The 20,196-nt window shown below is 46.5% G+C and carries 21 protein-coding genes and 2 riboswitches; of the genes, 10 read left to right on the forward strand and 11 right to left on the reverse strand.

Translation table 11 applies throughout. The features are described 5' to 3' along the window. Window positions 1-94: 94 nt before the first annotated feature. The 3 genes from AB9P05_RS06745 to yidD all read left to right on the forward strand — a co-directional run bounded on the left by AB9P05_RS06745 (window position 95) and on the right by yidD (window position 2,691). Entirely contained in the window at window positions 95-1,963 is a 1,869-nt protein-coding gene (locus AB9P05_RS06745) for a M1 family metallopeptidase (protein WP_371908051.1), read from the forward strand. A gap of 153 nt (window positions 1,964-2,116) precedes the next feature. Beyond that, window positions 2,117-2,416 (forward strand): hypothetical protein, encoded by a 300-nt coding sequence (locus tag AB9P05_RS06750; protein ID WP_371908052.1) that lies wholly within the window; start codon window positions 2,117-2,119, stop codon window positions 2,414-2,416. A gap of 11 nt (window positions 2,417-2,427) precedes the next feature. Next, window positions 2,428-2,691, forward strand: coding sequence for a membrane protein insertion efficiency factor YidD (yidD, locus tag AB9P05_RS06755; RefSeq protein WP_371908053.1), 264 nt, complete (start codon window positions 2,428-2,430; stop codon window positions 2,689-2,691). A gap of 23 nt (window positions 2,692-2,714) precedes the next feature. Here yidD and AB9P05_RS06760 read toward each other — a convergent pair whose 3' ends face one another. Beyond that, window positions 2,715-3,149 (reverse strand): helix-turn-helix domain-containing protein, encoded by a 435-nt coding sequence (locus tag AB9P05_RS06760; RefSeq protein ID WP_371908054.1) that lies wholly within the window; start codon window positions 3,147-3,149, stop codon window positions 2,715-2,717. 211 nt (window positions 3,150-3,360) lie between these two features. Here AB9P05_RS06760 and msrA point away from each other — a divergent pair, with 211 nt between their 5' ends. From msrA to AB9P05_RS06775, 3 genes are all read left to right on the forward strand, one after another. Next, entirely contained in the window at window positions 3,361-3,906 is a 546-nt protein-coding gene (msrA, locus tag AB9P05_RS06765) for a peptide-methionine (S)-S-oxide reductase MsrA (RefSeq protein ID WP_371908055.1), read from the forward strand. A gap of 55 nt (window positions 3,907-3,961) precedes the next feature. After that, window positions 3,962-4,315: a hypothetical protein gene (locus tag AB9P05_RS06770; RefSeq protein ID WP_371908056.1), complete on the forward strand. Its 354-nt coding sequence runs from the start codon at window positions 3,962-3,964 to the stop codon at window positions 4,313-4,315. Between the two features lie 363 nt (window positions 4,316-4,678). Continuing rightward, on the forward strand, window positions 4,679-5,281 hold the full coding sequence (locus AB9P05_RS06775) for a porin family protein (RefSeq protein ID WP_371908057.1): 603 nt from the start codon (window positions 4,679-4,681) through the stop codon (window positions 5,279-5,281). Window positions 5,282-5,334: 53 nt separating this feature from the next. Here the strand turns inward: AB9P05_RS06775 and AB9P05_RS06780 are convergent, their stop codons facing one another. From AB9P05_RS06780 to pnuC, 6 genes are all read right to left on the reverse strand, one after another. Next, a complete protein-coding gene (locus AB9P05_RS06780; protein ID WP_371908058.1) occupies window positions 5,335-5,970 on the reverse strand; it encodes a hypothetical protein in 636 nt (211 codons plus the stop codon). Window positions 5,971-5,980: 10 nt separating this feature from the next. Continuing rightward, the gene (locus AB9P05_RS06785; RefSeq protein ID WP_371908059.1) at window positions 5,981-7,048 is read right to left on the reverse strand and encodes a DUF6687 family protein; all 1,068 of its coding nucleotides are present in this window, start codon (window positions 7,046-7,048) and stop codon (window positions 5,981-5,983) included. After that, on the reverse strand, window positions 7,048-9,468 hold the full coding sequence (locus AB9P05_RS06790) for a TonB-dependent receptor (protein ID WP_371908060.1): 2,421 nt from the start codon (window positions 9,466-9,468) through the stop codon (window positions 7,048-7,050). Before AB9P05_RS06790 ends, AB9P05_RS06785 begins: the two co-directional genes overlap by 1 nt. 50 nt (window positions 9,469-9,518) lie before the next feature. After that, window positions 9,519-9,626: riboswitch (TPP riboswitch) on the reverse strand. Between the two features lie 18 nt (window positions 9,627-9,644). After that, window positions 9,645-10,577, reverse strand: coding sequence for an ABC transporter substrate-binding protein (locus AB9P05_RS06795; protein ID WP_371908061.1), 933 nt, complete (start codon window positions 10,575-10,577; stop codon window positions 9,645-9,647). 55 nt (window positions 10,578-10,632) lie between these two features. Next, window positions 10,633-10,748: riboswitch (TPP riboswitch) on the reverse strand. A 25-nt stretch (window positions 10,749-10,773) separates the two neighbouring features. Then, window positions 10,774-11,283, reverse strand: coding sequence for an AAA family ATPase (locus tag AB9P05_RS06800; RefSeq protein ID WP_371908062.1), 510 nt, complete (start codon window positions 11,281-11,283; stop codon window positions 10,774-10,776). Beyond that, on the reverse strand, window positions 11,280-11,897 hold the full coding sequence (pnuC, locus tag AB9P05_RS06805) for a nicotinamide riboside transporter PnuC (RefSeq protein ID WP_371908063.1): 618 nt from the start codon (window positions 11,895-11,897) through the stop codon (window positions 11,280-11,282). Before pnuC ends, AB9P05_RS06800 begins: the two co-directional genes overlap by 4 nt. A 41-nt stretch (window positions 11,898-11,938) precedes the next feature. On the opposite strand from pnuC, the gene AB9P05_RS06810 reads away from it, so the two are divergent. Further along, entirely contained in the window at window positions 11,939-12,259 is a 321-nt protein-coding gene (locus AB9P05_RS06810; protein WP_371908064.1) for a rhodanese-like domain-containing protein, read from the forward strand. A gap of 1 nt (window position 12,260) precedes the next feature. On the opposite strand, the gene AB9P05_RS06815 is transcribed toward AB9P05_RS06810, so the two are convergent. Together AB9P05_RS06815 and AB9P05_RS06820 are read right to left on the reverse strand one after the other, a co-directional pair. Then, on the reverse strand, window positions 12,261-12,638 hold the full coding sequence (locus tag AB9P05_RS06815; RefSeq protein ID WP_371908065.1) for a co-chaperone GroES: 378 nt from the start codon (window positions 12,636-12,638) through the stop codon (window positions 12,261-12,263). Between the two features lie 61 nt (window positions 12,639-12,699). Continuing rightward, window positions 12,700-13,488 (reverse strand): zinc-dependent peptidase, encoded by a 789-nt coding sequence (locus AB9P05_RS06820; protein WP_371908066.1) that lies wholly within the window; start codon window positions 13,486-13,488, stop codon window positions 12,700-12,702. A gap of 255 nt (window positions 13,489-13,743) precedes the next feature. On the opposite strand from AB9P05_RS06820, the gene AB9P05_RS06825 reads away from it, so the two are divergent. Continuing rightward, window positions 13,744-16,197, forward strand: a complete 2,454-nt coding sequence (locus AB9P05_RS06825; protein WP_371908067.1) for an AsmA-like C-terminal region-containing protein — start codon at window positions 13,744-13,746, stop codon at window positions 16,195-16,197. A gap of 58 nt (window positions 16,198-16,255) precedes the next feature. Here the strand turns inward: AB9P05_RS06825 and kbl are convergent, their stop codons facing one another. After that, window positions 16,256-17,452, reverse strand: a complete 1,197-nt coding sequence (kbl, locus tag AB9P05_RS06830) for a glycine C-acetyltransferase (protein WP_371908068.1) — start codon at window positions 17,450-17,452, stop codon at window positions 16,256-16,258. Window positions 17,453-17,456: 4 nt separating this feature from the next. Next, the gene (locus AB9P05_RS06835) at window positions 17,457-17,702 is read right to left on the reverse strand and encodes a hypothetical protein (RefSeq protein ID WP_371908069.1); all 246 of its coding nucleotides are present in this window, start codon (window positions 17,700-17,702) and stop codon (window positions 17,457-17,459) included. 101 nt (window positions 17,703-17,803) lie between these two features. Between AB9P05_RS06835 and AB9P05_RS06840 the strand changes: the two genes are divergently transcribed. Together AB9P05_RS06840 and tnpA are read left to right on the forward strand one after the other, a co-directional pair. Beyond that, window positions 17,804-18,751: an NAD-dependent epimerase/dehydratase family protein gene (locus AB9P05_RS06840; protein WP_371908070.1), complete on the forward strand. Its 948-nt coding sequence runs from the start codon at window positions 17,804-17,806 to the stop codon at window positions 18,749-18,751. A 961-nt stretch (window positions 18,752-19,712) separates the two neighbouring features. Beyond that, window positions 19,713-20,174, forward strand: a complete 462-nt coding sequence (gene tnpA / locus AB9P05_RS06845) for an IS200/IS605 family transposase (protein WP_371908071.1) — start codon at window positions 19,713-19,715, stop codon at window positions 20,172-20,174. Window positions 20,175-20,196 lie beyond the last annotated feature (22 nt).

Here is a 20,196-nt window from a genome sequence, read left to right on the forward strand (position 1 = left end):
TGTCCATTTTTGTAAATGGATTTGAAAGCATGATACTTTCCCCTAATTTGAAGTGTTTTTTTGCTTATTACTTACTAAAAAATATAAAGTCGAGATGCATAAGACTTTTCTAACGGCGCTTGCGCTTGCGATGTCTACTTTTGCCAGCATGGCAGCTGGCGACTCATACTGGCAACAGCGTGCAGAATACAATATCGATGTTTCCCTGGATGTAAACACGAACCGGTATGAGGGCTCTGAAAAGATCGAATACTACAATAACAGCCCTGACACACTATTCAATGTATATTTCCACCTATACCCGAATGCATTTAAGCCGGGAAGTATGATGGATGTGCGCAGCCGTAACCTGCCAGATCCTGATCGCCGGGTACAGGATCGTATCTATAACCTGGAGGAGGATGAATACGGATATCTGAATGTGACCTCTCTGAGTATGAATGGCAAAAAGCTGACGAGCGAAGTATCAGGGACGGTGCTGGAGGTAACGCTGACCAAGCCCATTCTGCCAGGTAAGAAGGCTACTTTTTCCCTGGACTTTGCCGGGCAGGTACCTAAGCAGATTCGACGGTCTGGCAGAGACAATAGTGAAGGCATTCGGTATAGCATGACGCAGTGGTTCCCTAAAATGGCTGAATATGACTACCAGGGCTGGCACCCTGACCCTTATGTAGCCCGGGAATTTCATGGTGTCTGGGGTGATTTTGATGTAAAGATCACACTGGACTCTGAATATGTGGTGGCTGCAAGCGGGTACCTGCAAAACCCTGATGAGGTAGGCCACGGATATGCTGAGGGCGAGGTGAAAAGAAGGGGCAAGGAGCTGACCTGGCATTTTAAAGCACCTGATGTACATGACTTTGCCTGGGCGGCTGACCCTGACTACACGCACGAGGTGGTACAGGTGCCTGATGGTCCGGAGGTACACTTCTTTTACCAGCCAGAAAATGACACCATCACTCAAAACTGGAAGGTGCTACAAGGGGCTGTAACGCAGACGTTTCAGATAATGAATAAGGAGTTTGGGAAATACCCATGGGACAAATACTCAGTGATACAGGGAGGTGACGGAGGCATGGAATATGCCATGGCTACCCTGATTACGGGTGAGCGCCAGATCCAAAGCCTTGTCAATGTGGCTGTACATGAAATAGCCCATAGCTGGTACCAGATGGCACTGGCTACTAATGAAGCTAAGTACCCCTGGATGGATGAGGGGTTCACAAGTTTTGCTGAAGATGTGGTTATGGATCAGTTATTAACTGGCTCGAGAAACAACCCTCATGCAGGGGCTTATCGCAGTTACTTTAATATAGTGGGTACTGATGAAGAGGAGCCACTGAGCACACCCAGTGACTATTATAGCACTAACCGTGGATACGGAACGAATGCTTATTCAAAGGGCAATGTATTCCTGCACCAGCTTAGTTATGTAATAGGAAAAGACACCTTTGATGAGGCCTTCAAGAAGTATTTTAATACTTATAAGCTCAAGCACCCTACTCCCGATGACTTTATCCGCCTGATGGAGAAGGAAAGCGGAATGGTATTGGATTGGTACCTGGAGCACTGGCTATCCACCACTAATTCGATAGACTATGGTATAAGTGATGTAAACGAGGCCGGCAATAAAACGGAGGTTGTACTGGAGCGTATTGGCAAAATGCCCATGCCTATTGATGTAGTGGTTACCTATACTGACGGTAGTAAAGAACTGTTTTACATGCCTCTTCAGATAATGCGTGGAGAGAAGAACGAAACCATGGGACTGAAGCGGACAACCCTGGAGGACTGGCCATGGGTGTATCCGTATTACAGTATCTCTATCAATAAGCCTAAATCTCAGATTGAGAGTATAGAAATAGACCCTACGGAAAGACTGGCGGATATAAACAAGGAAAATAATCTATGGACAGGGGACAATAATGCCAGCACCTACCAGCAACAAGGTACTGAACGATAAGCAGATACAGAGATTAGTCTGGAGGAATGCGCTTGTGTGCATTCCTTTTTTTATGTGAAAAATTCGGAAGGGTGGGATTTTTTGGGGTGGCTTTGGCGTTAAAGCAACATAGTACAAAACAAGGAGGTCTTACCGAGTCAATTTTACAAAACGATGTATAACGAGCCTGAAAAGTTTTACTCTCTAGAGCAGTCAGAAGCAGCCAGCAGGATAAAAAAAGCTGTGAGAAAGCTGAAGGGGAAACCACGGTTTAACGCCAGGAATATCATGGTAAGCTATCAATCTTATGTAGATAGTGGCGGCCGTTTGAAAGAAGTGACCAAGATATGCGTACTGGATGTATTCAGCTATAATCCTGTGGTGACATTTAATGTACACAAACCGCTTGAAAGTATCGAGGAAGAAGATATTTTGCCTTATGCTGCTATGATCAGGCAACCGCACTTCAAATGATACTTTTCTGAATGAGGCTATTCCACCTACTCAAAAGACTAATCGTATGGCTGCTTAATGCAGCCATACGATTTTATCAATATGGTATTTCACCTTACTTTCCGGCAAGCTGCCGATACACTCCTACCTGTTCTCAGTATGCCCTTACAGCCATAAAGATTCATGGGCCTGGCAGGGGTACTATCCTGGCGATAAAGCGTATCTCACGCTGCCACCCCTGGGGAGGACACGGGTATGACCCAGTACCTCCTGGGAGAGGAAAATCGGAAAAGTAGAAATAAATATTCCTGGAAAAAGATTACTTCCGAAGGGCGTTTAATACGCTTTCTAATTCGGAGCTGGCATCAAGAAGCCTCTTATCCATATTCTGAAGAAACTCTATTACTTCTTCTGAAAGATGTACAGCTTCACTATAGCTCCCATTAACATCTGTCTTAGCGTTTCTCTGTTTTATTAAACTTAGCCTTTCCTTGAAGTCATCCAGATTAGGGGTAAGCTCACCCTGAGTAAGGAACTTCTCATCCGTAGACAAGTCCTTAGTGCAGAGGTCGTGAAGGTTCACTCCGAGCTTATGGGAAATTCGCAGCAGGACATCCATGCCAGGCTCTGCGGTACCCTTTTCGTAACAACTTATTAGTCCTTTAGTCTTGCCTAAAAATTCGGCAAGGTCTAATTGGGTGAGATTTTGCTTTTTTCTTAAAAAGCGGAGGTTTTTTGAAAAATATTTCTGCATTATACTAGCTGATTTGATAGGCTAAGATACAAAATTATTTGAACCTACAAATAAAACTGTTCCACTACGAGCGTAAATAGTTTGCCTAGGAGCACTTGAAATCTACATAAATGACCGTTCAACGCCGATCATTACTGCTTGAAAACCATCCCTTTATTAACCCTATCATTTGCGGTCCGTTTAATAAGAAACTAACAGAAATACGGTAGTAATGGAAAAGGCAACATTTGGATCGGGATGCTTTTGGTGTACTGAGGCTATATTTCAACGCCTGAAGGGTGTAGAGAAGGTTGTATCAGGTTATTCCGGCGGACATATAAAGAACCCGGCCTACAGAGAGGTATGTAATGGTGTAACCGGACACGCCGAGGTAGTCCAGTTAACCTACGACCCGGAAGTAATCACTTATGATGAGCTGTTGGAAGTATTCTGGAAAACTCATGACCCTACCACGCTTAACAGGCAGGGATACGATGTAGGTACTCAATACCGCTCTGCTGTTTTCTACCACACCGAAGAACAACGTAAGAAGGCGGTGTATTATAAACAAAAGCTGGAAGAGGAAGATATATTCGGTGCACCAATAGTAACGGAGATATCACCCTTAGAAACTTTTTATGCTGCGGAGGGCGCGCATCAGGATTATTACAACAATTACACTAGCCAGCCTTATTGTCAGGCAGTTATACTCCCTAAGGTGAAAAAACTAAAGCAAATATTCTCAGAAAAATTAAAACAAGAGCAGAATAACCTATAACATTTTTTGACAAGCGCAGGTTAATTGAGGGACTTTTCATAAAACATTTAGAACCATGAAAAAAACGGCTCAATATTTTTTTACACTATGTTTCACATTGATGCTTTTCGCTTCACCGGTATTGGCTAATACTATTGAGGATAAGGTGGAGGCATTGCCTGAATTTATCGACAAAGAGAAATTCAAAGACATGCCGGCAGAAAGCCAGGAAAAGTTTTTTGAATGGAACGAGCGCCTGACTGAAATCAAGGCCATGGACAAAGATGATCTTGACAGGTCAGAGAAACGTGAACTAAGAAGAGAGGTCAAAGACATTGAAAAAGCCATGAAGGCTGAGGCTGTTAGCGGCGGTGTTTATATCGGTGGTACAGCATTAATTGTTATTCTATTACTGATTTTACTCCTGTAAAACCAGGTAATAATATTTAAGTAAGAGCCCCTTGAAAGAGGGGCTTTTTTTATTTTATGATGTGCTATTTGTCTTTTTTCTTCATGTAATGACAATAAAATCAATAAGATGAAATCATCTCAAACGTTTTTTACTTCACTGAATAATTCACATGAAATCATACATCATACTGGTTTACAGCTTATTATAAAAGTATCATCCCTCGATTAATAATTGATTATTTTATAGTTGTTTAAACACTAAACGATTATTAGTGGATATTGCTGCATTTGACCGTCCGTAAGTTTTGCTGAAATTTAAAATTGTACGGCACCTCGGTTATCTATTGATTTGCAACATCAAAAATCAAATTAGTTTTTAAACATGAAGAAGATCTTTCTTGTAGTAGCTATTGCTTTCATGGCTGTGGCTACCGCTAACGCACAGGACGCTAGCTTCGGTCTTAGAGGTGGAGTTAACATTGCCAGCCTTAATGGTGATGATGCAGGCGACCTGGATTCTAAAATCGGCTTCCACGTAGGTGGTTTCGCACAGTTCGCTCTTAGCGACATGGTTGTTCTTGAGCCTAACGTACTTTTCTCTCTGAAAGGTGCTTCTGCTGAGACTGAAATATTCGGTACTACTGTAGAAGAGTCAATAAACCTGAGCTACATCGACGTTCCTGTTCTTGCAAGAATTTATGTAGCTGAAGGTTTTAACGTATTTGTAGGCCCCAGACTAGGACTTAACCTGGGTGGTACTTACAAAGCTGAGGCTGATGGCGAGAGCGAAGAAGAAGACATAGAAGACCTGAGAACTCTTACATTAGGTTTGAATGCTGGTCTTGGATATGAGCTTCCCAGCGGCCTGAACATCACAGCAGGTTATGACCTTGGTCTTTCAAGCATTTTTGAAGATGTAGAAGGTGAAACCGCTGACATCAAAAATGGTGTGATACAGGTTTCTGTAGGATACAAATTCAACTAATTTTATCCTCTTAAGAATTTAAAAGCCTCCTGCTCAACAGCAGGAGGCTTTTTTTATGGCCCTGTCTCAAGCACTACAAAGTCATGGTGACAGTGGATGCTTACCATCCCATTTCTTTTAACCCGATAGGCCCTCGCAGAAGGAAAGCTTCCCTCCATACCTACACTCACGAGGTTTGTGACCTGGATAGAGCTATTTACCTTTGCCGTTATACCAACTTCAAGCCTGGTGCCTTCTGGCAGCCATTTTCTATATTTCCCCCTATTGTTTAACACGGCTTTCTTCTTGTCCCAATATAAAGCGAGTGTTCCCTTAGGGGTGGACCTCAAGAGGTCGGGTAAAGATGAAATAGGAGGGTTTAATACATTGATATCGTCCTGAGGTATATGCTGCAGGTGGACGGAGAGTTTACCGGAAGCTGATGCGACACCGGGAACCTGGTTAAGGGTAATATGTCTTTGCGTATCCTGTAACGCTGATGCTTTTTCCTTTTCTTTCAGGGTATTGTAAAGGATGGTATCGACTTTAAAACCAGCTTTTAGCAGCCGTTCGGCCACCGGAACATCCGCAAATACATGGGGGCTCCATTCTAAAAGCTGACCAAGCAGATAATGGTCACTGGTGATGTGAAAGTCATAGACAAGCAGTGCGGGCTCCTGATCTTCCCTTACGAAATGGTGACTGGACATAACGATGAATTCAGCTCAAAGATAAGCTATCGTTTATTTCCCGCATTTCCTTCCAGGTCCAGAGGTCTTTTTTAGGGAGACCACTAAGGTAACGGGAGAAATAACCTGTTACTTCTTTAATAAATACGTCTTTGGGAATATCGGAAGGTGCTATAACACGCCTGTAGGGATGATCAAAGCGCTGTGCTTTACTCAGCTTTCCTGCATTAACTCTGAGAATCGGCCCTGTGTCAAAAATGCTATCTGCCCGCCAGGTTTTCCCGTGCGGCTCCAGGCATGAAAGCCTTTGCGCCAGAGGGCTTAACTTAAGACGGGGGTAGGTATTCCTTCCGGTATCAACCCAGGTTATATACTTATATTCCAGTTCGTATCTGCCCTCATCATATATACTCACAATAATGGAGTAGGGTATAGATTCGTGAAATAAAGCATAATAATGTATCGGCTGAGGGGTTTGAACTATTCGCAGGCCGAGCTCCGGATAATCACTACAATTACTGGATTGTGAACGAATCATTTGCATATCGGCAATTACCCGCTGGTATTCCTGGTGATAATCACTGATGTAATGCTCTGTATTTAACAGGACGTCACGGAAGTGCTGCAGGAAATAGGTGTATTTAGGCACACAGAGAATGGCTTCTTTGTCCTGGTGCTCAGGGGCCTCAAAGGGTCCGTAGAATTTCCTTTTTTCTACTGTATTGATCCAGCAGACCAGCTTCAGGGAAATGTCTGCCTGTGGTGCAGCGGGATATAATTCCCGGAAATCGCCAAGGCGGGCCATTTGCCTTAGCACTTCCTCATATTGAAGGGCAAGGCTTGGATTAAAGAGGGCCCACACGCCCAAAAATCCATCTATATCGAAGTGATTATTGGTGATATGGGGGTAGTCTAATTGGGGGATACCTGCTTTGAGGGCATTAAGGACGATGCCGGTGCTGGTATCATCGTGAATACCGGGGTGGATGGGGGCACCACGCCAGTGAGAGAGGGTAAATGCGGCCGGGTGGTAGCTGTCGACTACCAATACCCGGTCGTATTTACGTATGTCATAAAAGGGTATAAACCGCTTACTCATCAGAACCTAAAGGTGGTACCGAACAAAAAGTTCGTACCTGCCTGTGGGTAATAGTATTCTTCGTAGATGGTCTGCCCCCCTGTTATGTAGCCGTAGGTGTATCCGTTGGATACATACTGCTCATCAAGTATGTTATTGATGAGCAGGGAGAAGGATATTTCTTCCATCCACTTAGGCTTGATGGAATAACGAATTCTCAGATCGTTCACAAAGTAGGCGTCAATAGAACGGGCTTCCGTTTCTGTATTATCGAGGTATTGTTTGCCTACGTACTTGCTGAGGAGGCTAAGCTCCAGGCCTGCAAGTGGGTAATAGGTAAGCTGGGAACCGGCAATCACGTTTGGTGAAAGGGCTATGGCTGTTTCGCTATATTCGGATGCTTCCTGGCCTCCTTCGTCATAATTATCGATAAACTCGGTGAAGCTATCGATGACATTACGGCTGAATGTGGCATTGGCATTCAATTGAAGGTTGGGCAGTATCAGGTAGCCTGCCTGCAGTTCTATTCCTGTCCTGTAGCTGTCGGCGATATTGGTACGAATATAGGCGCCCACATCATTCACCTCTCCGGTAAGTACAAGCTGGTCTTTGTAATCCATCAGGTAATAGTTGGCATTGAACATGAGCCTGTCGTCACGGTATTGGTAGCCAAGCTCCAGGTTGCGCAATTGTTCAGCACGTGGCCTGCTGTCGGGGGTGCTCTGTGTGTAGTCATCCCTGTTTGGCTCGCGGTGAGCGATACCAAAGCTGACATAGGCACGGTTTCTGTCATCCCAAAGGTAGGTGACACCGGCTTTGGGATTAAAGAAGTTCAACTGGTCATTTTGCTGAACGTTGTTGAGGTTATTATCAAAGCCAAGGAAGGAATAGTCTACGCTACGATACTGGAGATCAATAAAAGCATTGAGACCAGGGGTGAACTCGTAGTACATTTTACCATAAACATTGAAATCTTCCTTGACGGCATTATTATCATAATAACGGTCTCTGATCTCACTGCCGGCGGCAAACTGCGACCAAATAATCTCACCAAAGTGGTCGCCGTCATAACGGTTCCATCCGCCGCCTACAATAAACTGCAGGGCTTCAGTTGGCCGGTAGTCAGCAGAGAAAATTCCTCCGTAGAAGTCATTATCAAGCCAGCGACGCCTGATGAGGTCTGAGTTGGTAATGATAGAATCACCGATCACCGGGTAATCGAGCCCATAATCGGCTAGATCGTCGCTGACCTTAAACTGCTCGTAGTAGCCACGTCCGTAGGTGTAATGGAGTGCGGCATTAAAGCTGAGTTCTGGATTGGCCTCGTAGGAATAGATGAGTTGATAGTGATCCTGCTGATAGTTATCTGTCTCATTATCATAAGGATCTTCACGCTGAAAATTGTCCGTACCTGCAAAGTTAAAGGTAGGATCTGACTCAACGAGGGACTCGGGTACTCCGTACCAGGCCTGGTAGGTTTTTTCCTTGCCACTGAATACGTTAAGTTTCACAAGGCTTTTCTCACCATAATAGCCTCCTGAGAGGTAATAGCTCTGCAGATCGGAAGAGGCTCTGTCTATGTAGCCATCTGAAGTGATCTTTGAGAGCCTGGCATCTACGGCAAAGCGGTCGTTGAGCAGGCCTGTACCTGCCTTTACGGTGTGCCGCCAGGTATTAAAGCTACCAAAGCCGTTCTGTAGTTCGGCATAGGCCTGGCGATTAAGGTCCAGGGTATTGAGGTCAACAGTGGCTCCGAAGGCTCCTGCGCCGTTGGTGGAAGTACCTACTCCACGCTGAATCTGTACGTTCTCTACGGAGCTGGCAAAATCGGGCATGTTTACCCAGAATACACCCTGTGACTCGGCATCATTGAGGGGAATACCATTTATTGTGACGTTGATCCGGGTTGGGTCACTACCCCGAATCCTGATGCCTGTATAGCCTACTCCGGCCCCGGCATCAGAGGTAACGACCACGCTAGGCTCAAGATTCACCAGGTAGGGAATGTCTTGCCCAAGGTTTTGCTTGTCCAGTTCTTCCCGGCTTACCTCGGTATAGGTAACGGGGGTTTTGGCTGATGCCCTTACGCCGGTAATGACTACCTCATCGGTAAGGATATCTGACTCCTGCAAGGTGATGGTAAGATCCTGCGCTTTACCAGGAGTAAGGCTACGGGTAACGGTTTGGTACCCGATAAAGCGGACTTCCAGTGTATACTGTCCTGCGGGCAGACTAAAAGAGAAGCTACCATCGGCAGCGGTGACTAGTCCGCGACCTGTTTCAGGAATCACCAGTGTGGCACCGGGAAGACCCTGGTTATCGCCGGCATCAAGCACACGGCCGGTAACCTTAAAGCTACCTTTCTGTGCCAATAAAGGCACAGTGGCAACTATTAAAAATAGAAGTGTCAAGGCTGAAGCAGCCTTCGTTCGAATGCACATTTGCATAGTTTAGTATAAAATGAAGTACGACAATGGCAGGAGTGGGGAGTACTCTGCCGTTTCTCATTCCCTACGCCGGAATTACCCGGATCAGGTGTTTGTCCGTGTTAAGGACAATGGGTATTCTCTCAGCCCGTACCGGGCACCCCCGAGAATGTCCCTACCGGAAGGTTGTTTCAGCCCTCCAGTAGTTCGTTTGTATATAAGGTTTCTTTTTTCATGGTAGCGTAGGCCTGCTCTTCCAGCATGCCTTTCTCAAAAAGGAAATCGATAAATCGCTCCCACCTCTGTTCTTCCATGATGCCAAAGCGGCCTTTTTCATTTAAATAATAGGAGGATATCCTACGCTGGCTTTCAAGTAGAAAATCTCTGTCCTGCAAGGATGGATGATTTGAAAGTTGCTGCAGGCTGTCCACAGCCTCTTCAGGATTGGAAGCTGCCTCTATATATCCCTTTGCGGTAGCACGAATAAAGCGTGAAAGCTTTTCTTTGTCCCTGCTAAGGGCAGAGTAAGAAGCCAGTAAAACAGGTGAATAGCCATAGGGCACCTGGTAATCGTCCATACGAAAGGGGTGGAGGCTAACTCCGCGACGTTCGGCTTTGAGGCCTTCCCAGGGCATAAACACCCAGGTGGCATCGGCTTCTCCGGTGATCAGGGTATCCCAAATGCCGAGTTTGGGAGGGGTAATTTCCTTCACCTCCCCTTTGCCACCGGCATTACGGATCATTTCTTTGAGTATCAGCCCTTCATAGCGGGCATTGTAGCTTGCATAAACTTTATTATCAAGCTGGGCAGGACTATCGATGCCACTAACACTGAGGGTAACGATGGCACTGACATCCTGCTGAAGAATGGCAGCAATGGCTACCAGCTTTTCGTATTCGGAATGGATAAAGTAACTGATTACGGACTCTGAGGGGGCAATGGCTACATCGGCCTGACCCAGGGCCAGTTTTTTAGCGGGAGTAAGAGCATATTCATCTGCTGAAGGAGAAACCAGATTCACCTCAAGTCCCTCAGCCTTGTAATAGCCTTTATGCTTAGCTAAGAATAAGCCTGAATGTATGGTATTCGGTGTCCAGTCCAGCGCTACCCTGACAGTATCCATAGTATAGTCATTTATGGCATGTGGGGTGAACGCGACCGAGACGTGCCGGATGGCGAACTGAAAAGAGTTAACTCCCTACGCCGGCATTACCCGGATCAGGTTCCTGACTGCCTTAGAAGGCAATCAATGGGTATAATCTCAGCCCGCAGACGCGGACACCCCTGAATTATTCGGCAAAGGTATGTAGGAAGCAGGGTTAAATCAAATTATCTATGATGTTTAGAGCGGTATGAAGCCGCTCTGCCTCGCTACCTTCCAAAATTGTGAATGGCCTCCTGAGCTCTTTGAGTCTCTGCTTGTAAAGGATGAAAAGACGGTCCCGGTCATGGGGATTTTCCCGTAAGGGATCCGGCTCCCAGGGTATATCGGGTCGGCACAAGAAGGTGAGGTGGTAGGTGGTGCTAACTTCCAGGTCGGCAAGGGAAGGAGCTATGCGGCGAAATTTTTCCAAGCTCCAGATAGAGATGACGGTAATATCAGTGTCGCAAATAAGAAGACCGGGGCAAAGGGAGGCTTTTTGCTTTTCATTAAACACCTGGCCTTTGGCTATAACCAGCAAATCTTCTTCAGTATATGGACCGGAAATACGGGAGAGGTATTGCCTGCTATACTCCGGAACGAGTGGTACCTGGTAATGGTGAGCTAATGAACTGGCCAGAGTGGTCTTACCTGAAGACTCGGGACCTGTAATGACAACTTTGATCATGCGGTGGCAGTCTGCATTCTTTTTTGCCAATCGAAATAGCCGTAGATGACTATCCCTACATAGATGAGGAAGAGCAGGGAGGTAAGAAACAGTTCCCGCTGGAAATACATGTACACCCCTACCCCATCGATTATAATCCAGTAAAGCCAGTTTTCGAGTACTTTCCTGGTGACCATAATGGTGGTGATGACACTGAACACGGTGGTAAATGCATCCATATAGGGCAGAGCGGCATCTGTTTGGTTATCCATAATGTACCCTGCCAGAATGGTAATAAGTGAACCTGCCAGAATAATCACTATGTGGTAGCGTAGGGGCCAGACGGTGATTGGCAACTCTTCATTCCGGGACTGACTGCCATTTTTCCATGAATACCACCCATATATGGCCATGGCTAAATAGAAGAACTGCAGGCCGGTCTCACTATAGAGTTTTGCATTAAGGCATATGTATATATAGAGACAGACGCTAAGAAGTGCGGCTGGCCAGCACCAGAGACTTTCTCTGGAGGCGAGGATAAGGTACAACAGCCCGAGAACGACGGCAACGGCTTCTACCCAGGTCATGGCAGAGGCTGCTTTTGCAATAGCTTGGGAAATAGCTTCAAAATTCATTTTAAAAAAACTAACTTACCTAAAAGGCAGAATTCTTACGGATGAAACGCATAGACCCCCTGACCCTGCACGACTGGCTAGAGAAAAATGAGGATGTACAACTCATCGATGTCCGGGAACAGGATGAGTGGGACATATGTCGCCTGCCTGATGCGGACTGGATACCAATGCACAAAATACCTAAGGCTGCGGCACAAATCAAAACGGGCTGTCCGGTGGTGGTATATTGCCACCATGGTATCCGCAGCGCCCATTGCATCATGTATCTGGAGGAAAACGGGGGTTTTGACAACTTATATAACCTGGACGGAGGTATTGATGCGTGGGCGAGGGCAGTGGATAAAGAAATGCCTCTGTATTAGCTTAATCGAACAGGTCTTCGTGACGCTCAAGCATGAGTATAGAGGCCTGGGGTACGATAAAATACTTTTCTCCTTCGTATACTACCTCTATGGCGTCTTTCTGTAAAAAGAGGGCGTGGTCTCCTTCCTTAACCTGTAGCGGAATATATTTTACGGTTTCGTCTTTTTCCTTCCACGGTTCGTCTTCGGTGAGGGCCGGCAGTGGGTAACCGGGGCCGGTTTTCATAATATAGCCGCTTCTGACACGCTCTCTTTCCTGCACACCGGGGGGCAAAAACAGGCCACTATCGGTTTTCTCTGAGTCTTTCTTAGGCCGGATTAGTACTCTATCGCCTATGACGACTATTTTCTTAAGTTTATTATCTCCTGTAATTTCCATATTCAGACAAAAAGGCAAAGATAAGTAATTATGGATACCGGTTTCAAGAGGGTATAGGGGGCTATTTCAGATATAGGTTTTCAAGATTGAGGGGGTCTTGCTTAAGTAACTTTACCATGGCATGGTAAAGTTCGGGCAGGTTGGAGAGGAAGGCGTCGGGCACTTCAAAAAAGGCCTCAACAGAAACGGCAAAGAACTCTTCCTGGTTAACTCCGCCATAATCCCTGAGAAACCTGTTGTCTCCCTGCTGAATGACTGCTATTTTCTTAGCAGCAAGCTTCTCCCAGTGGCTCAGGGCCCTGCTGTCAAGAAAGTTATGCTCACCGTTACGTATGCTGTTCTCAAGCCGGAGTGCATGTGCCATTTCATGCAATCCCAGGTTTATGCCATCATGAGGAAACAGGCCGTGTGAGAAATTATTCCAGCTAAATACAATGATGCCATGCATAGGGTTGGTTTCTCCTTTATGGTACCTTCTGCTGATATGGCTGTAGTAGTCGTTACTATAAATCAGAATTTTATAAAAATGGATGAGTTCGACGTATGGCAGGCCAAAGGTAAGCTGCACAGCCGAAGCAGCAATCAGGACTTTCATTTCGGAGGTTACGACGGGTATCTGTTTGCTGCGGGAGATAAATCTTTTGCGGAGTATAAAGCTCATTACTCTCCTTTCAAACTTTCCCTTGAGCCGGGAGGGTAGCTTTTGGTAGTAGGGGAAGCTTTCTGCTAATATTCGCTTATACTCGGGCTTTAGAGGAAAAACGGCCGGAGCAGTATGACGTGGTCTGAGGCTGTAATAGAGCTTGTATGCTCCGAAAAGTACAGCAGCTGAAATGAGGAGGAACTTCATGCAGGGGGTTTCAGGTTCATGCAAAAATAAGTCACTCATGAATAGTATACCAGCTATATACTTTTGAATGGCAGGCTTTGGTGAGGAAGAATTCACCCTGATTTCTTACAGAATGGAAAACAGGCCTTATTTTTTGCGTAAATTGCCAATAACGGCCACAATTGAAGAACATTTTAGGCCGTTTATTAGTAAGACAAGTGATATTTAAACACTCTTCCTTCTCTGAAAAAGCTTAAGCGGATTATTCTCTGGACGGTGCTTGCCCTGTTTATGATAGTGGGTGTAGCGGCAACGCTTGTCTGGTACAACCAGGACAAGGTGGTAGCTTATTTTATCAGGGAAGCGAATAAGAGCCTCTCCTCCCCTGTCGAGGTTAAAAAAATCAGCCTTTCCCTTTTTGACAGATTTCCCGAAGTAAGCCTAACGCTTGAAGATGTACTGATACAGGGTGCAGACCCGAGAACGGAAAAGCCGCTGGCTAAGGTAGACCGGATCTATGGCCTGCTGAATCTCTGGAAGCTTATTCAGGGGGAGATGGTGATCGATCAGGTAATGCTGAAGGAGGGTGAGGTATACCTGCACCGGGCTCCGGACGGTACGGAGAATTATCTGATCTTTAAAAAAACAGAGGGGGGTGCATCGGGAGGTGCATTCCGGCTGAGTGATATAGGCCTGGACCGTATATCAGTGACTTATCTTGATCCCGCCGGTGGGCAAAATCATCGTCTTTTTGCCGAGCAGGCGGCGGCTGAACTTGACATTAACGGATCTGAATACAGGATAGCGACGAACGGGCACTGGCTTTGTTCGGGTATCGGGGTGGACCAGGACACATTTTTTATTGAAAAACCTCTTCGTCTGACGGCGAACCTGGTCTATGAAGACAGCCTGAAGCACCTGCAGATCCTGCCCTCGGACATCCAGGTGAATGATGCGATGTTTACGGTAAACGGCACGTACGAGTGGGGTTCTCTTGATCTGATAAACATCAGGGCTGAGGCGACTAATAGTACATTAAAGGCATTGTTTTCCCTTCTTCCTCAAAGGACTTATGAGCAGCTAAAGGCTTATGAGAGTGAGGGAAACGTAAAGTTTGTGGCGCTTATTGAGGGGGATATGTCTGGTGGGAAGACACCAAAGGTAAATGTGGACTTCTCTGCGGAAAACACATCTCTTTTTCACCCGGAATACAGTAAGAGGATAGAAAATATGGCCTTTGAGGGCCACTTTACTAATGGGGCGGGACGCAATAATAAATCCAGCGTACTGAAAATAAACCCTCTGAAGGGCACGGTGGATAATGAGCCTTTTAGTGGTTGGATGGAGCTTAGCAATCTGGATGATTACTACCTGAAGTGTCACCTTGAGGGGCTATTTGATGCGGGGCAGCTTGTCAATACGTTTAAGCCTAAACGGATGCATCACGCAAAAGGGGATGTGCGGCTTGACGTGGACTTTGACGGACGTCTGGCGGATATGGAGGAGATACAGCGGGTGAACAGGGTGAAGCTATCGGGGGACGTGCGCCTAAAGGATGTGGGCTTCAGGCTGGAGGGAAGTGAATTGCCTTTTGAGAAATTTACGGGACACTTTCTTTTCAATAAACATGACATAGCGGTCAGTGACTTTACGGGGGGCATAGGCAGTAGTAATTTTGAGCTGAATGGCTTTTTTAAGAATATCATCTCGTTCCTGCTATTTGATAACCAGTCGCTACGAATAGAGGCGGACATGGTGTCTGACATGCTGGACCTGAACGAGCTGCTCTCGGGGCACTTGGTGCAGGATGACTATCAGGCATCTGATAAGCCTAAGTATCATTTTGAGATATCGCCAAAGCTGGACCTGGACATTAACTGTGAGGTGGGCAACCTGAAGGTAAGGCGCTTTCATGGCCAGCAGATAAAGGGTGGCCTGCGGGTGAGAAATAGCCGGGCGACACTGACGAACGGACAGGTGAAGGCGGCCGGAGGTACTATGAGGCTGAACGGGACGGTGGACGCTCGCCGGCCGCAGTATGTGGTGGTGGATACGGATGCACGGTTTGACAGGATAGATATTGACAGCATCTTCTACATTTTTGAAAACTTTAACCAGGACTGGCTGGTGGATAAAAACCTGAAGGGCCAGTTATATGCGACGGCTTTGTCTCATATGGTGTTTGATAGTGAGCTGCATTTTAACCAGCAGGCCTTTGAGTCGCAGGTGCGGGCGCGTATCCGTAATGGGGAGCTGAATGACTTTGAGCCTATGCAGCGCCTCTCGGCCTTTGTAGAGGAAGAGAGTCTTTCAAATCTGCGATTCAGCGATATAGAAAACGATATTTTTATTAATAATCAGACGATCCACATACCGAGTATGGAGGTGAGGTCTAATGTATCTACGCTAACGATAGACGGCACACATACATTTGATCAGCATATAGACTACCATGTAAAGGTGCCGCTGCGCCGGATACTGGGAGGGAGAAGGCAGCAATACAGGCAAACGGTAGCGAATGAGCAGCGGGGCAGCCACCTGTTTTTGTTTATACGGGGTACGACGAGCGACTACCGGATAGGGTATGATACGGAAGCGGTGGAGGAGAAGATCAAGAAGGATATCCGCCGTGAGGGTGAGGAACTGAAAGCGGCCTTTAAAAATAAGGGACGGGAAAAGGAGTCTGTAGAGCTGGAGGAGGAAGAGTTCTTCGAATGGGACGATCAATAAAAAAATAAAAGCTGCCCCGTGTCTGAGGCAGCTTCATGTATACTTGATTTCTGACTAATTACTTGAGCACACCAAGCTCGGCGCCTACTTCTTTGAAGGCGTTGATGGCTTTATCGAGGTGCTGGCGGTCGTGTACGGCACTGATCTGCACACGGATACGTGCCTGACCTTTAGGTACGACGGGATAGTAGAAGCCTATTACGTAAATACCTCTCTCAAGCAGCTTTTCTGCAAACTCCTGGGAAAGCTTGGCATCATAGAGCATAACGGGGACAATAGGGTGCACACCGGGCTTGATGTCGAAGCCTGCCTCGGTCATTTTCTCCCGGAAGTAGAGGGTATTCTCTTCGAGCTTATCCCGAAGTTCGGTAGTCTCGCTCAGCATATCGAGCACGGCGATGGACGCGCCGGTAATGGCAGGTGCGAGGGTATTGGAGAAAAGGTAGGGGCGGCTGCGCTGGCGCAGTATATCGATAATCTCTTTACGCCCGCTGGTGAATCCGCCACTGGCACCACCAAGGGCTTTGCCGAGGGTACCGGTGATTACGTCTATCTTACCCATTACACCACAGTGTTCGTGCACGCCGCGGCCGGTCTTACCCATAAAACCGGTGGAGTGACACTCGTCGGTCATGACGAGGGCCTTATATTTTTCAGCAAGCTCGACGATCTTATCTAGCTGGGCAATGGTGCCATCCATACTGAAAACGCCATCTGTTACGATGATTTTATTTTCAGCACCGGCTTGGTCGGCTTCCTTAAGCTTGGCTTCAAGGTCGGCCATATCATTATGGACGTAACGGAAGCGTTTGGCTTTGCAGAGGCGGACGCCGTCTATGATAGAGGCGTGGTTTAGGGTATCGGAGATAATGGCATCTTCGGGGCCGAGGATGGGCTCGAATACGCCGCCATTGGCATCGAAGCAGGCTGCGTACAGGATGGTGTCTTCAGTGCCAAGAAACTTACTGATCTTTTCTTCGAGTTCTTTATGGATGTCCTGGGTGCCGCAAATAAAGCGTACGGATGACATGCCATAGCCATGGGTTTGAAGGGTTTTCTGGGCTGCTTCCAGGGTTTTGGGGTGACTGGAAAGTCCAAGGTAGTTGTTTGCGCAAAAGTTGATTACCTCACGGCCGGCAGTGGTTTTGATTACGGCGCCTTGCTCGGTGGTGATAATCCGCTCGTCTTTATAAAGACCGGCTTCTTTAATCTCGGCCAGCTCTTTTTGCAGTTTGGGTCTTAAGGTATCGAACATATCGTCAGGATCGTTTAATCTTGGGAGTTATGCTTTTTTTAGTGGCAGCAGGTTTCTCTCCGGATTCTTCGGAAAGGGGAAACTGCCTGCGTATGCCATTAATGAGAAAGAGTTTCTGGGCGGTAAAGCTGTCGGGGTGCATTTGCATAAACAGACGCTCCCACTCAGCGGCTACATGAGGCTCTTCACGAAAAAAAACTTCCGCATCAATGCGCTTTTTAGTCAGGTATGTGACGAACTCTTCACTCATGGCAGGCAAATATACACATTTGAGTACTGGTACAAAGAGGGGTTGTTTCGGATGATGAGGATTATTTATAATTTCGCACACCCAAAAAACGAATAAGCAACATGCAAACTCTCCTAGTAATAGGCGCTTCTGGCCAGGTGGGCTCGGACCTTGTAGACGCGCTGCGGAAGCAGCACGGGGAAGACCGGGTGATTGCCTCGGACATCCGTGAACCTGAAACGGACCGGGGTCGCTTTATCAAGCTTGATGCCACGGACACGAAAGGGGTGGAAGAGGCTATCCGCTCTAATAAGGTAACCCAGGTGTACCAACTGGTAGCCACTCTTTCTGCTACAGGAGAAAGAAACCCGATGGGGGCATGGAAGCTAAACATGCAGACGCTGCTGGATGTGCTGGAAATGGCCCGGGACCTTAAACTAAGTAAGGTATACTGGCCCAGCTCTATCGCGGCATTTGGTAGCCACACGCCTGCCACGGATACGCCGCAAAACTGCATTATGGATCCGGATACGGTGTATGGAATCAGTAAGCTGGCTGGTGAACGCTGGTGTGAATATTTTCATAAGAAATTCGGGGTGGATGTACGCAGCCTGCGCTATCCGGGCCTGATTGGCTACAAGGCACTCCCGGGAGGGGGCACTACGGATTATGCAGTGGATATATACCATAAGGCGGTGAGAGGTGAGGAGTTCTTGTGCCCGCTGAAGAGTAATACGTGCCTGCCGATGATGTATATGGATGATGCAATCCGTGCTACTATTGAGCTGATGGAGGCTGACCCGGACCGCATTTCGGTACGGTCCAGTTATAATCTTTCGGCCTTTAGCTTTACGCCGGATGAAATTGCCAAAAGTATCCGTAAGTATATCCCTGATTTTGTGATGGGATATGATCTGCAGCCGCGGCTGCAGGGCATAGCGGATAGCTGGCCAAACAGTATCGACAGCAGCCGGGCGGCGGCGGACTGGGACTGGAAGCCGGCGTATGACCTGGATAGAATGTCGGAGGAGATGATTTTGCAGCTCGGGAAGAATTTACCTGCCGGTTAATTCTCGTTATTGAATAAAATTTATCAAAGCCTCCCCTGCCGGGAGGTTTTTTTGTTTTCGGGTGTGGTTGGTCTGGTAATAAAGCTCTCTGCAGGGCTGCGTCCCGATGGGACTCAATATTACCGATGGATTATTGGGCTACAAAGGCTGCACCCCTCCGGGGTTTAGCTTAAAGGTTCTTTCTCTCAATTAACATAGTTAACCTATGGAAATAAAAGTGCCTCTATTCTAAAATGTCATTGCGGCAGCCAAGCGGGGGAATAGTGAAATTATTTTTACAAAAATCGGAACCAGGTCTTATCGAAATGAAAAGCCTATAAAGGCAAAGGAGATAATGGACTTTGTCCGGCAGGGAAAAAGATCTATTCGGTAGATAATGCAAATTGTTATTAAAAGCAATTTATCAAAAAGAGGCTCCTCGTTTGAGTGTCCTCTTTTGTCTATCGTCTTCCCTTGAAATATGGATGTTGAGCTTCGTCCCTACGGGGCTTAGGATTAACTGATATCCTAATGAGCTACAAAGACGGCACCTCTAACGGGATTCGCTAGGTATCAGACCAGTCCGGCTCAAAGACACTTTTTAAAAGCCCGGAGGGCTGCCATGTCTATAGAGTTTTTATTATACGGACTTTATAGTACCAGCGGGACAACATGTTTCCTGCAACATCTCTGTGACAATGGGCAAACCGATCGGAAGCGTTGCAGACATGTCGTTCCTATGGAACTTGTGGACTGTAGCTTTATTAGCTACAAATATATCACCCCTATGGGGTTTTATCGAAGTGAAATATGCCCCGGCCATAATAATAACGATCGTTCCACAAGACCCGGAGGGTCGATGTGTTTGTAGATATCACATCGTTTTTGGCTTTATTAAGTCCCAGCGGGACGGCGTATCTTACAAATCCTGGCGTGAAATTGTAAAGGGCATTACATTCGCAGTTTATAAAACAGCTATGCAATGCCAAACACTTATACGCAGCTCTATATACATATTGTCTTCGCTGTAAAAGGCCGCAAAAGTATTATTGTTGAGGGGAAAAGAGAAGAGGTACAGAAATACATGACAGGAATCGTTCATTCAAGCGGCAGTAAGCTCATTTCAATTTACTGTATGCCTGATCACTGCCATCTTCTTATCGGACACAATCCCGACCAATCTATTTCTTCATTGGTCCAGAAAATTAAGTCAAATACCTCTAAATGGATAAATGAAAAAAGGATTTACGACCAAAAATTTGCCTGGCAGTCAGGTTATGGGGCGTTTAGCTATAGCCGTAGCCAGATCGATACAGTGGCAAAATATATCAGAAACCAGCCTCAACATCATGCGAAAAGGACGTTCCGGGAGGAGTACATCCAGCTGTTGGACAAATTTAATATAGAATATAATCCGGATTACCTTTTTGATAGGGTAGATTAATAAGGGGCCTGGGTGCAGGGCT

Origin of the sequence: Roseivirga sp. BDSF3-8 (assembly GCF_041449215.1) — a bacterium.
Classification (GTDB): domain Bacteria; phylum Bacteroidota; class Bacteroidia; order Cytophagales; family Cyclobacteriaceae; genus JBGNFV01.